13 protein-coding genes and 1 pseudogene are annotated in these 14,325 nt (G+C 56.3%); 1 reads left to right on the top strand and 13 read right to left on the bottom strand.

The genetic code is table 11. The annotated features are described in order from the left end of the window. Positions 1 to 305 precede the first annotated feature (305 nt). The 13 genes and pseudogenes from BCS36_RS12325 to BCS36_RS12265 form a co-directional block, all read right to left on the bottom strand. Positions 306 to 1,730, bottom strand: coding sequence for an NADH-quinone oxidoreductase subunit N (locus tag BCS36_RS12325; protein WP_291303171.1), 1,425 nt, complete (start codon positions 1,728 to 1,730; stop codon positions 306 to 308). Between the two features lie 27 nt (positions 1,731 to 1,757). Then, positions 1,758 to 3,281, bottom strand: a complete 1,524-nt coding sequence (locus tag BCS36_RS12320) for an NADH-quinone oxidoreductase subunit M (RefSeq protein ID WP_291303170.1) — start codon at positions 3,279 to 3,281, stop codon at positions 1,758 to 1,760. A gap of 23 nt (positions 3,282 to 3,304) precedes the next feature. Beyond that, positions 3,305 to 5,101 carry a Na(+)/H(+) antiporter subunit D gene (locus BCS36_RS12315; RefSeq protein WP_291303169.1) on the bottom strand — a complete coding sequence of 599 codons (1,797 nt, stop codon included), beginning with the start codon at positions 5,099 to 5,101 and terminating at the stop codon, positions 3,305 to 3,307. Continuing rightward, positions 5,091 to 5,342, bottom strand: coding sequence for a hypothetical protein (locus BCS36_RS12310; protein ID WP_291303168.1), 252 nt, complete (start codon positions 5,340 to 5,342; stop codon positions 5,091 to 5,093). Before BCS36_RS12310 ends, BCS36_RS12315 begins: the two co-directional genes overlap by 11 nt. After that, a complete protein-coding gene (locus tag BCS36_RS12305; protein ID WP_291303167.1) occupies positions 5,339 to 6,835 on the bottom strand; it encodes a monovalent cation/H+ antiporter subunit D family protein in 1,497 nt (498 codons plus the stop codon). The genes BCS36_RS12310 and BCS36_RS12305 overlap by 4 nt, the downstream gene beginning before the upstream one ends. A gap of 63 nt (positions 6,836 to 6,898) precedes the next feature. Beyond that, positions 6,899 to 7,225 carry an NADH-quinone oxidoreductase subunit NuoK gene (gene nuoK, locus BCS36_RS12300; protein WP_291303166.1) on the bottom strand — a complete coding sequence of 109 codons (327 nt, stop codon included), beginning with the start codon at positions 7,223 to 7,225 and terminating at the stop codon, positions 6,899 to 6,901. Then, on the bottom strand, positions 7,222 to 7,749 hold the full coding sequence (locus BCS36_RS12295; RefSeq protein ID WP_291303165.1) for an NADH-quinone oxidoreductase subunit J: 528 nt from the start codon (positions 7,747 to 7,749) through the stop codon (positions 7,222 to 7,224). Before BCS36_RS12295 ends, nuoK begins: the two co-directional genes overlap by 4 nt. Further along, positions 7,749 to 8,189, bottom strand: a complete 441-nt coding sequence (locus BCS36_RS12290; RefSeq protein WP_291303164.1) for an NADH-quinone oxidoreductase subunit I — start codon at positions 8,187 to 8,189, stop codon at positions 7,749 to 7,751. Before BCS36_RS12290 ends, BCS36_RS12295 begins: the two co-directional genes overlap by 1 nt. Before the next feature lie 2 nt (positions 8,190 to 8,191). Next, a complete protein-coding gene (gene nuoH / locus BCS36_RS12285) occupies positions 8,192 to 9,187 on the bottom strand; it encodes an NADH-quinone oxidoreductase subunit NuoH (RefSeq protein WP_291303163.1) in 996 nt (331 codons plus the stop codon). Between the two features lie 7 nt (positions 9,188 to 9,194). Beyond that, positions 9,195 to 10,313, bottom strand: a complete 1,119-nt coding sequence (locus BCS36_RS12280; RefSeq protein WP_291303162.1) for an NADH-quinone oxidoreductase subunit D — start codon at positions 10,311 to 10,313, stop codon at positions 9,195 to 9,197. Further along, entirely contained in the window at positions 10,310 to 10,966 is a 657-nt protein-coding gene (locus BCS36_RS12275) for an NADH-quinone oxidoreductase subunit C (RefSeq protein ID WP_291303161.1), read from the bottom strand. Before BCS36_RS12275 ends, BCS36_RS12280 begins: the two co-directional genes overlap by 4 nt. A 182-nt stretch (positions 10,967 to 11,148) precedes the next feature. Continuing rightward, positions 11,149 to 11,607: pseudogene (locus tag BCS36_RS12270) on the bottom strand (NADH-quinone oxidoreductase subunit B); the annotation flags it as partial. After that, on the bottom strand, positions 11,577 to 11,987 hold the full coding sequence (locus BCS36_RS12265) for an NADH-quinone oxidoreductase subunit A (protein ID WP_291303160.1): 411 nt from the start codon (positions 11,985 to 11,987) through the stop codon (positions 11,577 to 11,579). The gene BCS36_RS12265 and the pseudogene BCS36_RS12270, both read right to left, overlap by 31 nt. 1,231 nt (positions 11,988 to 13,218) lie before the next feature. Here BCS36_RS12265 and BCS36_RS12260 point away from each other — a divergent pair. Further along, positions 13,219 to 13,359, top strand: a complete 141-nt coding sequence (locus BCS36_RS12260; protein WP_291303159.1) for a hypothetical protein — start codon at positions 13,219 to 13,221, stop codon at positions 13,357 to 13,359. Positions 13,360 to 14,325: the final 966 nt, after the last annotated feature.

Here is a 14,325-nt window from a genome sequence, read left to right as displayed (position 1 = left end):
AGATCCTTTTTGCAAAAGGGGCTCCTCCCCCACGCCCCACCCCCTAAAACTCTTGTTATAGGGCATAGTAAATGCTCGAAGGGTTGAGTCTGTTTGCAAAGGCAATCTGCCCCAATACGACAGACCGGGGGCCTTGCAGCGCTAGAACGCCTGCAAGGCCCCCGGTCTGTCGTATGAGCCATTCATGGAAATTTTGTCGCCATTGAAATCGGGAATGTCAGGTGATTTTGCTTGAAAACCCCTCGCGCAAACCCACTTGAAACGTCAGTACTCCCGTTTTGAAACGTCCGCGTTTGCCCGCGATCTTACCATGCGGCCTGCATGGCCTTGACAGCCATGTCCACCACGGTTTCAGGCATAATACCCAGCGCAAGCGTTATGGCCACAAGGCAGACGCCAGCAACGCGGGTTCCGGCCGTAGTCACAGGGGTTTCCGCCGTATCAGCTTCGTCTTCGGCATACACGGCACGAACCACCTGCAGGTAATAGTAGATGCCAATGGCCGTATTGATGGCTGCGATGACCACCAGCAGCACATAGCCGGACTTGTACGCGCTTGTGAGCAGCAAGAATTTGCCCATAAAGCCCGCAAAAGGAGGAATGCCCGCCAGAGCGAACATGCTCACGGTCATGATGAAGGCCAGCAGGGGCGAACGGCGGGACAGCCCATTGAGATTCTTGACGTTCACATTAGCGCCGTTGGGGGCTACGGTGTACAGCACCAGAAAGGCCGCCAGCATCATGAAGAGATAGCCGATGCCGTAGTACAGGGAGGTGGCGAATCCCCAGGTTTTGAGGGTGACCATACCCAGCAGGATGTAGCCAGCATGCGCTATGCCCGAAAAACCGAGCATACGTTTGACGTCTTTTTGCACAAGAGCTGTCAGGTTGCCGTAAAACATCGAGCACACGGAAAGCACGGTAAGCAGGGTTGGCAGGGCTATGGAATCCGGAGCCGCCAGCGCGCAGAACCGTGCCAGAACAGCCACAGCCGCCACCTTGGGCAAGGCGGAAATAAAGGCTGTGGTTTCGTTGGACGCGCCCTGGTAAACATCGGGCGTCCAGAAGTGGAAAGGAAATACCGCCAGCTTGAAGAACATGCCGCACAGCAGCATGACCAGGGCCATAATGCCCACAGGCTGGGATGAAACCATATGCAGCACTGGCAGTATGCCGGACATGTAGGTGGTTCCGGTCAGGCCGAATATCCAGCTTATGCCAAACAGCATGATGCCCGAACTGGCAACGCCGAAGAACAGGTATTTGACGGCCGCCTCCACATGCCATGTCTGCCCGTCAGGCGCGGAGCGCATGGGCACGAGAAGGTAGAGGGAGTAGGACGACAGTTCCAGCGCGATAAACAGGGTCACAAGTTCGACGCTGCTGACAAGCAGGGTCAGCCCCAGCAGGGACGTCAGCAAAAAGAAGTAGTATTCGGCCTTCACGTCGCCATCAATACCCTTGGCTTCGCCTCCGAAGAACAGCATGAGGCAGAAGCCAATACCCATGGCGCATTTGACCATCTGGGAAAAAAGATCCACACGGTATGCGTCGTAAAAAAGGGTGCCCTTGAGCGGCAACGCCCATATGGCGGCCAGGGTATAGGCCAGGGCGGCGCAGAGTATTGAAACGCGCATGGCGTTTTTTCCAGCCTTGCCGATGGTCATGCAGAAAGCCACAAGGCAGCCTGCCAGAAGGGCCAACTCAGGAAGAAAAAGGTGTATGTTCATGCGTGCGCCTTGTCTCGAAGTTTCGTGTCAGCGGGCGAAAAATTCCGCCAGAGCCTGCGTTTGTGGGGCGTGGTAGCCCGTCTGTACCAGAAGGTGGGTAAGGCTCGGGCGCATGACGCGCAGAAAAGGCTCGGGAGCCAGGCCAATCCAGAAAACAAAGACCATCAGAGGGGCCAGGGTTACGGTTTCACGCCAGCCCAGATCCCAGAGTTTTGACTGGTCGGGATTATGGGTGCCACCCCATATGACCCTTTGCAGCATGCGCAGCATGTAGGCTGCGGCAAGCACCGCGCCGGGTATGGCGCAGGCGGCCACAATCTTGTTGTTGAAGAAGGCCCCGGCCAGAATCATGAACTCGCCCACAAAGCTGTTGGTGCCGGGGAAGGCCAGTGACGAAAGAGAAAATACCGTCAAATAAGTCACATATATGGGCATAAACCGGCCAAGCCCGGCCGCCGCTGAAAGCTCGCGGCTGTGGTTGCGCTCATAGATCATGCCCACGCACAGAAACAGCGCTCCAGTGGTGATGCCGTGATTGATCATCTGCAATAACGCGCCTTCCAGTCCACGCTGGTCAAGAGCGAATATTCCCAGCGTCACAAAGCCCATATGGCCCACACTGGAATAGGCGATGAGCTTTTTCATGTCCTGCTGGGCCAGGGCGGTAAAGCCGCCGTAAAGAATACCCGCAATGGAAAGCCATTGCAGAGCGGGCATCAGGCTTACCGTGGCGGCGGGGGTTATGGGCAGGCAAAAGCGCATAAAGCCGTAGGTGCCCATTTTAAGCAGGACAGAGGCCAGAATGACGGAACCCGCCGTGGGCGCTTCCACGTGGGCTGCCGGCAGCCATGTGTGAAAGGGGAACATGGGCACCTTGATGGCAAAGGCCACAAAGAATGCCAGAAAAATCAGCAGCTGGAAGTTGGCTGCGTACTGCTGCCCCATAAGGGTGGGAATGCTGAAGGTTCCCTCGTGTATGTACAGGGCCACAATGGCCACCAGCAGAAAAACCGAACCCGCAAGGGTGTAGAGAAAGAACTTGATGGAGGCGTAGGTCTTGCGCGGCCCTCCCCATACGGCGATGAGCAGAAACATGGGGATGAGCATGGCTTCCCAGAAAATGTAGAAGAGCACAAGGTCAAGGGCCATGAACACGCCCAGCATGGACGTCTCCATAATCAGAAGGCAGATCATGAACTCCTTGACCCGACTCTGAATGTATTTCCACGATCCCAGAACACACAGGGGCATGATGAGCGTGGTCATGAGCACCAGCAGCAGGGATATGCCGTCCACGCCCAGTGTGTAGTTGATGTTGAAAGACGCGATCCACGAATGGTGTTCGGCGAACTGGTACTGTGGCGATGCCAGGGAAAAGTCGCAAAACAGCGGGAGCGACAGCGCGCCGTTGACCAAGGTTATCAACAAGGTCCATATTTTCGCCTGCTTTTCGCTGCCGAGCAAAGGCACAATGGCGGCCCCAGCCAACGGCAGGAATATCAGCACGGAAAGAATGGGAAAACCTGAAGTGTTCATGCTCAAAAATTGCATGGCTGCCATCTCCTCTGGTGGGCTCAGGCCAAGGCCAGGAACGCGAGTGCAAAGGCCATCAGGACGGCCATATAGGTGATGCTGATCTGCAACCTGCCGCGCTGCACGAGCCGCAGTTTGCCGCCCAGCGCCCGCACGCCGCGGGCAGTGCCGTCAACCACGGTATCAATGACGTGCCAGTCAAACCATGACCAGAAACGGGCCGTACGCATGAGCGGCACAATGCCTTCCTTGTTCCAGGCTTCGCCCACCGCCGTGTCGGCAGTTTGTACGGGCTTGCGAGCAAGCCAGTAAAAGAGCCTTCCGCCCTTGCGGTAAAACCAGTCCAGGTCCAGGCTGATGGTGGGTTCGGGCGAAAGCTTTTTGAGCAGCAAAAAGAAGCCCAGAGCCGTAAACAGCAGGATCTGAAGCGTTTCCGCCACATGGTAGGCAGTGTAGGGGTGATATGCGGCCGCAGCCTGCGGGAAGGGCAGCATGTCATAAAGATACGGGGTGTAGCAGCCCACAAAGATACACAGGGCAGCGGCCATGAACATGGCCAGCTGCATGTTCTTGGGCGGATCGCCCGCGCGCTGCCACGTCTTTTTGGAACAGTTGTTTTTGCCGAACCAGATAAAGTAGGGAACTTTGAGTCCGGTGTGCAAAAAAGTACCTGCAGAGGCGAGCGTGAGCAGGAAGGCGGCCCAGTAATTATGCACCTCGTACCCGGCCGCCACGATCATGGCCTTGCTCACAAAACCGCTGAACAGAGGGAAGGCGGAGATGGAAAGGCCGCCAATAAGGGTATAGAGGAAGGTTTTGGGCATTTTTTTATACAGGCCGCCAAGCTCCGTGAACTTGCTGGTGCCGGTCATCTGCAGCACCGCGCCGCAGCCCATGAAGAGCAGGCCCTTGTAGAGAATATGGGCAAAGGCGTGGGCGCACGCGCCGTTGATGGCCAGTTGCGTGCCTATGCCCACCCCGGCCACCATGTAGCCGACCTGGCTGATGATGTGGTAAGCCAGCAGCCGCCGCGCGTCGTTTTCAAGCACGGCGTAGACCACGCCGTACAAAGCCATGATGACGCCGAGCGGCACCAGAATTTCCATGCCCGCAAAGCCTCTTGCCAGGGCGTATACGGCTGTCTTGGTGGTAAAGGCGCACATGAACACCGCCCCGGCCACAGTGGCTTCGCCATAGGCGTCAGGCAGCCATGCGTGCAGCGGCGGCACAGCCGCGTTGAGCAGAAATCCGGCCAGGATGAGCCATGTGTAAAGCTGCGGCGAATCCACGCCAATGGGGCCAAAGGACATGTCGCCGCCGGTGGCCTTGTAGCGCAGCACAATGCCCGCCAGCAGCATAAGGCCGCCAGCCGTATGCACCAGCAGGTATCTGTAGCCTGTGGCCAGCGATTCCTTGCGGCGGCGGAACCAGACCAGAAATACCGACGAAAAGGCCATCAGCTCCCAGAAAAGGAAGAGCGTCAGGTAGTCTCCGCAGAAGATGACCCCCAGTGACCCCGCCACGTAAACCCAGGCTGCGGACTGCTCCACCGGGTTTTCCACATGCAGCCCGTAGACCGTGCCGATAATGCACATGAGCGACATGATGTAGGCAAAGACCATGCTCAGGGCGTCCACCCTGCCAAAAATCATGGTGGCGTCCATAAAGCGCAGGCTGCCGAACACGCCATTGTGGCCCTGCATGCTCACCACGTCCGCAAAGGCCAGCAGAGGCACTATGACCAGAAAGATCTTGCGCCACGCCTTGGGCAGACAGGGCAGAATGACGGCTCCAACCAGCAGGATGGCCGAGGGGTGAATCCAGGTATCAGTCATCATAGTAATCCTCGCGGGTCATGATGCCCAGATGGCCGAACCATTTGGAGACAATGATGATGAGCACGCAGGCCAGAAAGCCGAACCCGGCCCAGAATCCGGGGATACGCTCCACAAGCGTGTGGGCGTCACCCTTGTCAACCAGCAGGGCGTCCCACAGCACCAGCAGCACCAGCATGGCAAGGCATACCCTGATAGTGGCAGCAAGCCTGTCACGAAAGAAATCAATGAGTTTTACGATCATCCTGTCACCGCCTTCACAAAAACCATGATGATGTCGGGGAAGATGCCCAGAATAACGGAAATGGCCGCCGCGATGACGATGGGAACCACCATGGCCAGCGGGGCTTCACGCATCCCGGTTTCAGGTTCTCCCTCTGGGCGCTTGCCGAAAAAGGCCTTGAAGGTCACGGGCGCAAAGTAGGCCACGTTCAGCAGGGTACTGGCCAGCAGCACAAGCAGAATGCCCATGGCGTGCGTGGGCATTTCCATTGCCCCGGTAAGCAGCTTCCACTTGGTGACAAAGCCCGCCACCGGCGGCGCGCCGATCATTGAAAGCGAGGCTACGGCAAACGCGGCGAAAGTGATGGGCATGGAGCGGCCAAGGCCGCTCATCTCGGAAATGCACTTCTTGTGGGTGGCCACGTAAACGGCGCCGGCACAGAAGAAGAGCGTGATCTTGGCGAAAGCATGGTTGGCCATGTGCACTACGCCGCCCTGTATGCCGTCCACGGTGAGCAGGGCCACGCCCAGTACGATGTAGGAAAGTTGGCTCACTGTGGAATAGGCCAGGCGGGCCTTGAGGTTGTCCTTGCTCAGGGCAATGATTGAAGCCATCAGAATGGTAAAGGAAACAAAGTAGGCTGTGGGCACGCCCAGGTTGAGCCTGGTCATGAGGTCGGTGCCAAAGACATAGAGCATGACCCGCGTTGTGCAGAACACGCCCACGGTAACAACTGCCACGGCGTGCAGCAGGGCGGAAACCGGGGTGGGCGCCACCATTGCGCCCGGCAGCCAGTTGTGGAAGGGCATGATGCCGTTTTTGGCAAAGCCGAGCAGGCAGCAGGCGTAAAGAATGGTGACAAGCGTTGCGTTTATTTCAGGGGTAAGCACGCTCAGGTGGCTGTTGTGCGTGAAGTCCAGCGTGCCGGTGAGCACGTAGATGAGTATCATGGCCGGAAGCACCAGGCCCTTGGCCGTGGTGGTCAGGTACACGATGTACTTGCGTCCGCCGCTGTAGCTTTCTTCATCCTGATGGTGAGCCACCAGGGGGTAAGTGCAGATGCTCACCACTTCGTAGAACAGATAGAGGGTAAAAAGGTTGTCGGCAAAGGCCACGCCCATGGCCCCGAAAAGGGTCAGGGCGAAACAGGCGTTAAAGCGCGTCTGGGCGTGTTCCTCCAGGCTGCGCATGTAGCCTGCCGAATAGAAGATGGTGATGACCCACAGGAATGAACCCACCAGGGCAAAGACCATTGAAAAGGCATCGGCGCGAAAACTCACCGACAGGCCGGGGAGTATGGGAAAGAGCGTCTGGTGCAGCGTAAGGCCGCGCCCCACGGGCTGCGGGGCCACATCCGGCACCATTGAAAGGATAATGCCAAACATGACCAGCGCCGCTACCAGCGACCAGGACTCACGCACATTGGGGGACCGTCTGGAAAGCATGACCATGCAGGCCCCGATAAGGGCCGAAAGCACGGCTGCCAGCGGTTTTACGGATGCAACAATCTCCATCTGTTCCTCTCCTGTTCGTCGGAGCGCGGGATTGCGGTACGGAACCGAAAATTCCGTTCTGCCTTACCCTTTGAGTTCCTTCGGGGCGTCAGCGTCCACCGTGCGGTAATTGCGGTAAACAACCATGATGATGGAAAGCGCCACCACAGCCTCTGCCGCGGCAATGGCCATGACAAAAAGGGTGGCTATCTGCCCGGTGGTCTGGTCGTGGGCCACAAACCGGCCAAAAGCCATGAAGTTTACGGAGGCCCCGCTCAGGATTAGCTCGGAGGCAATGAGCATGCCGATGAAAGTGCGTCTGAAAGCCATGCCCATAAGGCCCATGCAGAACAGCACAGCGCCGATGAACAGGTATGTTTCAAGGTACTGGCTCAGATTGAAAATATTCATTGTCTGTCCCTCCCTTCGCGGGCCAGCACCAGAGCGCCGACCATGGCCACCAGCAGCACCACGGAAATGAGCTCAAAACTCATAGAATAGGTGGAAAGCAGGGATTGTCCTACGCGCTCAAGCGAGCCGTCAGCCTGTGTCTGTGGAATGTCGCCCCAGCTGGCGGTCATCGTCGTGGCCAGCAGGGTGGCTGTAAACACGCTGCCGCCCAGAGTACCCAATGCCACGACCAGCCCACCTTTTTTCACCTCTGGCGCCCGGTATGACCTTTCAGCCAGCATGATGGCGAAAACAAGGGTTACACAGACGGCCCCGACGTAGATGAGTATCTGCATGAATGCCAGAAAAGGGCTGGACAGGAAGTAGTAGAGGCCCGCCACACCCATAAGGCACAGGGCCAGCCCCGCCACGCTGCGTATGAGCCGGCGCGTGGTCACGGCTACTGCAGCCCCGAAAAAGGTCGCCGCCACAAAGACCAGAAAGATGATCTCGGCGATGGTCTGCAACAAATCGGATGTGGGCATTACGGGCGCTCCTTGAGTCTTTTGACAAGATCGAAGCGGTATTCGTCAGCGTCAAAGCCAGCCATGTTGTAGTCCTTCGAAAAAGTCAGGGCATCAGTGGGGCAGGATTCAACGCACAGTCCGCAAAGGCTGCACTTGGTGAAATCAAGTTGATAGGTGGTGAGCTTTTTCTGCTTGGCGCCCTCGGGTTTTTCGCCAGCAAGGGAGATGCAGCCCGAGGGGCATGCCTTTTGGCATGAGCCGCAGACAATGCATTTGTCCGAGCCGGTTTTTTCGTCATACACAAGGTCGATGTGCCCGCGATAGCGTGGTGGAATGGGCAGCACCTCATAGGGGTACTGTTTGGTCACCACGGGCTTGAAGAAATAGCGCAGGGTGATGGCCATCCCCATCGCCAGGCTCCATGCGCCGCCCAGAATGTCTTTGAAGTAGGCAGTCATGATTACAGCACCTTGAGCAGCGCGCTCGTAAGGATGAGGTTTGCAAGGGCTATAGGAATAAGCACCTTCCATGAAAGGTTGAGCAGACCGTAAAATGTGGTGCGCGGAAAGGTCCAGCGTATCCAGATGATAGTGAAGATGACGGCGTAAAGCTTGATGAGAAACCAGTGAACGCCGGGCCACAGGCCCAGAGGGCAGCCCCATCCGCCAAGGAAAAGAATGGTGAGAACGCTGCTGCCCACCACCATGTTGGCGTATTCGCCCATAAAGAACACGCCAAATCCCATGCCGCCGTATTCGGTAAAGGCTCCGGCTATAAGCTCGCTTTCGGCTTCAGCCATGTCGAAGGGGGCGCGGTTGGTTTCGGCCAACATACAGATAAAGAAGATAATAAAGGCAACGGGCATAAGCGGACTGGCCGAAAGTCGCAGGATGTTCCAGTTCCAGAAGCCGCCCGCCTGGGTGGTGACGATTTCGTGCAGGTTCAGGGAGCCGGTCACCATCACAAGGCTTACCACCACCAGCAGCATGGGTATTTCATAGGCCACGTTTTGCGAAACAACGCGGGCGGCCGATATGATGGCGTATTTATTGCGCGAACCCCACGCGCCCAGCAGCAGGCCCAGCACGTTGATGGAGGCAAAGGAGAATATGGCAAGAAGGCCCACGTTCAGGTTTCGTGCGCCCAGGTTCTCCGCATAAGGAATGGTGACAAAGCTCATGAACGCCGGGGTCATGACCAGCACCGGCCCCACAAGGTACAGCACCCGGTCAGCCCCCTGGGGGATGAAAACCTGTTTGCTCATGAGCTTGAGCGCGTCGGCCAGGGGCTGTAACAGGCCGAACGGGCCTACCTCTTTGGGGCCTATGCGCCGCTGTATATGCCCGGCTTCTTTTCGTTCAAGCCAGACAAGATAGGCGGCGTTAAGGCCAACAAAGGCGAAAAAAACCACCAGATAGGCAATAAGGCGCAATACTTCGGGATCAGGCAGCAGCATGATGACCTCACCTGTCGATGTCGGGAATAACCAGATCCAAACTGCCAAGCATGGCAAGGGCGTCAGGCAGCAGCATACCCCGGCTGGCCTCGCCGAAAACCAGCAGATTGGCAAAGCAGGGGGTGCGCAGCTTGAGCCGCCAGGGGGTCGTGCTTCCATCGCTTACAGCGCGCATGCCAAGAAGGCCCCGCGCCGTTTCAACAGCATGATAGTAGTCGCCCTTGGGCGGCTTGATATTTTTGGGAACCTTGGGCGCCATGACGGGGCCGCCGGGCAGCTGATCCAAAGCCTGCTCGATGATGCGCAGGCTCTGCTCGATTTCGTCCATGCGCACCATGTAGCGGGCCATGGAGTCCGCCTCGGGGTAGACCGGCACGTCAAAGGTAAAGCGGTCATAAACGGAGTAGGGCTCGTGGCGGCGCACGTCGTAATCAATACCTGCGCCTCTGGCCACAGGGCCGGTAGCGCCGTACTTGCGGCACATCTCTGCCGGGACAAAGCCAATGTTCTTCAGGCGCTTCATGATAATGATATTCTTGGTGACAAGATCATGATATTTGACGAGCCGCCTGCGCATGCGCTTGATGAAGGCGCGCGTGCCTGTGATGAAATCGTCGTCGATGTCGTTGGCGACCCCGCCGAAGCGGAAGTAGCAGTAGGTCAGGCGTGAGCCGGTGACGGATTCAAGAAGGTCAAGGATGTGTTCGCGGTCATCAAAAGCGTACAGCAGGGGCGAAAATCCCCCGAGGTCCAGCACAAAGGCTCCGAACCAGAGCAAATGGCTGGATATGCGGTTCAGCTCCGCCGTGATGACGCGGATATATTCGGCGCGTTCCGGCACTTCAATGGAGGCTGCGCGTTCCACAACACAGGCGTAGCCGTGGTTGTAGGCCAGGGCGTGCAGGTAGTCCATGCGGCCTGTATTGGGGAAAAACTGCGGCCATGTGCGGTTTTCGGCCATTTTTTCGTGCATGCGGTGGATGTAACCCAGCACCGGCTCTGCTTCGAAAACATACTCGCCGTCCATGACCAGCTTGATGCGCAGCACGCCATGAGTGGCGGGGTGCTGCGGCCCAAGGTTCAGGACGAAATATTCGTCAATGGGGCATTGTGGCAGAACGTTCATGCGCCGTAATCCTTGAGCAGAGGGTGAAAGTCCGCATCTTCGGGCAACAGCAGGGGGACAAGATAGCAGTGTCCGGCAAAGTCGATGCCGAAGAAGTCGTGGGCCTCGCGCTCATGCCAATGGGCAATGGGATAGATGGTCTGGATTGTGGGAACCTGCGGCTGGCTGCGCGGCGTGCGCACACGTAAAACGACCCTGTGGCGCGACTCAAAGCGGTTGAAGTCATACACCACTTCAATTTCGTCTTCGGGCAGGGGGGCGTTGTCTGCGGGCGGCGTATGCGCTGCTGGCTGTGCGGCTGGCTGAGCAGCGTTGGCGTCGGCAGGCGCAGTTTCTGCGCCAGTAGCTTCTGCTGCTGCCGCTTCGGCCTGTTTTGCCAGCGCTTCTTCACGCTTTTTGGCCTCGGCCGCTTCAGCCGCTTCGGCCGCCTTGCGCAGCTCTGCCTGCTCGCCAAACCAGTCAACACCGGTGATGGTTTCAAGAAAATATCCGGCCGCGTCCAGAATATTGACGGCTGGCACAAGGGCTTCCGGGGGCAGGCTTACATCCAGATCATAGCCTTTTGCCGCGTGCTCTGCAGGGCGCACAACGGCTCCCGGCAAGGCGGCAAGGCTTGTGGCAAGGGCTTCAGACTGCGTGTTTTGCTGGCTCATGGCTTGACCTCCGCAGCAGGGGCTGACTCAGGGGAGGGCTCTGCGGGAGCCTCGCCAGAAGGCGCGTCCGGCGTGTGCAAAGCCTGCGGCTCGCTGGATGCTGAAGCCTCCGCCCTGGCTCTGGCTGCGGCGGGGCCGGGCAGAGGAATAGGGTCTACGCGAGGCCAGCGGCGCTTTCCGGTGAGCTTTTCCTCAAGCTTGAGAATGCCCTCAATGAGGGCTTCAGGGCGCGGCGGACAGCCAGGAACAAAAACATCCACAGGAAAGAGTTTGTCCACACCCTCAACAATGCCGTACTGACCTTTGTACACAAAAGGCCCGCCTGAAATGGCGCAGTTGCCCATGGCGATAACCCATTTGGGTTCAGGCATCTGGTCGTACAGCGTCTGCACGGCTGGAGCTATTTTTTTATTGATGGTGCCCGAAACGATCATCACGTCGCTTTGACGCGGGGACGGGCGAAAAACCTCAGCCCCAAAGCGCGCCATGTCAAAGCGCGAAGCGCCGGTGGCCATCATTTCAATGGCACAGCAGGCCAGGCCAAAGGTCATGGGCCAGAGCGAATTGGCCCGGCACAGGTTCAGAAGCTGATCCAGCTTTGAGAACTGGACTATTGATCCGAGTACGTCTTGCGTTGCCACTGGAACACTCCCTTTTTCCATGCGTAGACAATGACCAGGGACAGAATGCCCACAAATATGAGTATCTCCAGAAATGCCTGCAAATCGCCCACAGGTCCGGGGCGGTTGTATACGAGCGCAACAGGCATAAGAAAGAGAATGTCGACGGCAAAGGCCACAAACATCAGTGCATAGAGATAGTAGACGGCGCTGAATTTGATCCAGGCGTCGCCAATGGGCGGCATGCCGCATTCCACCACCTGAAGCGTTTTGCCAACGGTGTTTCTGGTGGATCGTGGCTGGAGGAAATATACTAGGATGAAGGGACCGACGGCAAAAGCAATGCCGCCCATGCAGAACACAATAATATAAATGAGGTCAATCAACTCTTGAGAGGTCACGTTTGACGCCTCCTGGCATAAAAAGACCAGTACATGTACCCGGACGGACGTAAATACCTTTGTCGGACAATCCGGATTCAATCCAATGTATATTGTGCAGTAGAAGTAAAAGCTAGTCAGAATGATTTTCTTTATGGCTATGCCATTGGAACTATTATGTCAATACCCTATTGAAAAAAGTATCAGCGGGATGTGCATATACTCACAACATAAGAAAAGGTGTGAATTTTTATTCTTATAAAAATTACATATTGATATGTGTAATATGACGTAATGAAGAGAAAAATACGGGTCAGAGGCTGCAAAAAAACGCGCTGATAAAGATTTATTTCACATTTTTTTCAATGATTCCTAGTGGATCGGTATTGTTGCATTTAAAATGGTCACGGTGCTGTCCGCCACATATCACATCTGGCCTAACTGGGGTTAAGGGCTGGGCGTTCGTGTGTTTGCCGCTTGCCAGCGCTCATTTCTCCTTGGGCCAGAGGGGCGGCTTGCGATGCCCCATAGCAGGCTAGCCGATGTGCGCCGCGCGGTGATCGGTTGGGCGTCGCTTGTTGTGAGTCATGTGGAATACATATATAGTACACTGAAATAATTTTATAAATTTTACAAAGTGAAACTATTCACATGTGTTTTAATTGTGATTTTGCCGTCAACAGCGAGAGCAGACATGCACTATGCTTACAGGTATTCCCGCCGCGAGTGTCTCATTTTTTATGAAGCGTGTTGACAGCGTTTAAATGATATATAGTTTGAAGTTGCTTCGTTGTCCCCCTGACCCCGCCTCAGGGCAGATCAGTAGAAGCAGCCCATCCTTGCCCCAAACGTAGGATGGGCTTTTCTCAGTCCGTGCCCGTGTGGCCCGCTCCTCATCTCCTCGATTTTGACCCTGAATATCAATCCGGCATGCGTGCAGAGCCGTGCGCGGTGCTGCGGCTGGTGGCAGGGCGTTGTTTACGCGTTCCCGGCTTGGCAAAACCACCTTCGCCGTCACATGGCCCAAGCCCATCATCCTGCGCATAGAAGATGGCGCGGGAGCGTTGAACATGCACCGCGAATAGTTGAAGCCGCGCGGCTGGAGATCCGTTGCCCACACTGCTTGCTCTTACTGCCTGCGCCGCTTAACCATCTCGAATGGCTCATTGATTGTTGGAACGCCCTTCTCCACGCCCTTAGTAAAACCACAAATCCTCCCACAGAAGACGGACAGTATTATTGGGCACTCGGAATGAACTTAATATGGTTTGTTGTACGTGTCGTGGAAATCAACGGGGATATGTACGCGATGATTCCGGTGAGCAAGGTGGAATGCCCAATGTCGGACTTCGTTGAACGGGCTGGCTCCATCGCGCCGCCAACTGAAAAATAAAAAGCCCACCCCCAACAATAGGGGCGGGCCACGGTAGCCCCACAGGGAAACAGGGGCTGAACGAGAGAAACCGCATTGTCGGAAAAACGGCAATGGTTTTTTATTTATGAAGGATAAGTTATGATACCTGAATTTTTGAATGATTGGGGGCTGCTCCGTCCAGATGTGTATACGCGACGAAGCAAGCAAGGCTGACCGAAGCCCAGGTTCCGGCGTTGAAGGCTGTGCAAGACGGCATGCTTGTTACATCCAATGGCACAGGGCGTACCGTCTATTTCGCAAGCACAACCCCACGCATGCCAACCATTGATTTTTTTGCTAAAACGGGAACTTATCACATCAATAAGATCGCGGTAAAATGGTCATGGCTATGATCTGTATGACATCACAGTGGCCGCCAAGGGGCGCAAGGAACTTGAGGAGTAGGGAGCAAGTGATGGATACCCCTTTATATCTCACGAGGAAAGAGATAGGGGCCGCGCTCAATATGAGTGAATCAAAAACCCACTTAATGCTGGATAAGTATGGCGTAAAACCTGTGGACATTGGGCGCGGTCGCAGAAACGGCTTGCGATGGAGAACCACGGCTGTTACACGGCCAGCCAAATAGAGGATCTGGTGAGGAAGGCAGGCCCGCTAGCCCAGGCCCGCGCCTTGATTTTGGCCGATATGTCCGAGGAAATCCAAGACATGCACATGGACGACCACCGTTGCCAAATAGCCTTAAATGCCACTCCAAAGAAAAAGGAGGCGTTGCCTCCTTTTCCTCGTCGCTTCGTTTGCCCTGTCCAAAGGGAAAAATTGCCGCCAAAAACGCAGAGTCAAGTAGATCCACCGGCCCGGCAAATTCCGCGCCGCAGGGAAGACCGCGCTCAGCAAGAATAACTGTCAGTTAGGGCAAAAGTGAATGTCGGCTACAGTACGGTGGCAACATTGATGGGACACAGTAGCCCCAGTATGGTCTGG

The organism is Desulfovibrio sp. MES5, assembly GCF_002237645.1.
Classification (GTDB): domain Bacteria; phylum Desulfobacterota; class Desulfovibrionia; order Desulfovibrionales; family Desulfovibrionaceae; genus Desulfovibrio.
This window is presented reverse-complemented; position numbering and strand designations above follow the sequence as displayed.

Excerpts from the sequence above, each read along its gene's own strand:
- BCS36_RS12325 (WP_291303171.1), bottom strand. The coding sequence starts at position 1,730 with ATGAACATACACCTTTTTCTTCCTGAGTTGGCCCTTCTGGCAGGCTGC.
- BCS36_RS12320 (WP_291303170.1), bottom strand. The coding sequence starts at position 3,281 with ATGCAATTTTTGAGCATGAACACTTCAGGTTTTCCCATTCTTTCCGTG.
- BCS36_RS12315 (WP_291303169.1), bottom strand. The coding sequence starts at position 5,101 with ATGATGACTGATACCTGGATTCACCCCTCGGCCATCCTGCTGGTTGGA.
- BCS36_RS12310 (WP_291303168.1), bottom strand. The coding sequence starts at position 5,342 with ATGATCGTAAAACTCATTGATTTCTTTCGTGACAGGCTTGCTGCCACT.
- BCS36_RS12305 (WP_291303167.1), bottom strand. The coding sequence starts at position 6,835 with ATGGAGATTGTTGCATCCGTAAAACCGCTGGCAGCCGTGCTTTCGGCC.
- nuoK (WP_291303166.1), bottom strand. The coding sequence starts at position 7,225 with ATGAATATTTTCAATCTGAGCCAGTACCTTGAAACATACCTGTTCATC.
- BCS36_RS12295 (WP_291303165.1), bottom strand. The coding sequence starts at position 7,749 with ATGCCCACATCCGATTTGTTGCAGACCATCGCCGAGATCATCTTTCTG.
- BCS36_RS12290 (WP_291303164.1), bottom strand. The coding sequence starts at position 8,189 with ATGACTGCCTACTTCAAAGACATTCTGGGCGGCGCATGGAGCCTGGCG.
- nuoH (WP_291303163.1), bottom strand. The coding sequence starts at position 9,187 with ATGCTGCTGCCTGATCCCGAAGTATTGCGCCTTATTGCCTATCTGGTG.
- BCS36_RS12280 (WP_291303162.1), bottom strand. The coding sequence starts at position 10,313 with ATGAACGTTCTGCCACAATGCCCCATTGACGAATATTTCGTCCTGAAC.
- BCS36_RS12275 (WP_291303161.1), bottom strand. The coding sequence starts at position 10,966 with ATGAGCCAGCAAAACACGCAGTCTGAAGCCCTTGCCACAAGCCTTGCC.
- BCS36_RS12260 (WP_291303159.1), top strand. The coding sequence starts at position 13,219 with ATGAACTTAATATGGTTTGTTGTACGTGTCGTGGAAATCAACGGGGAT.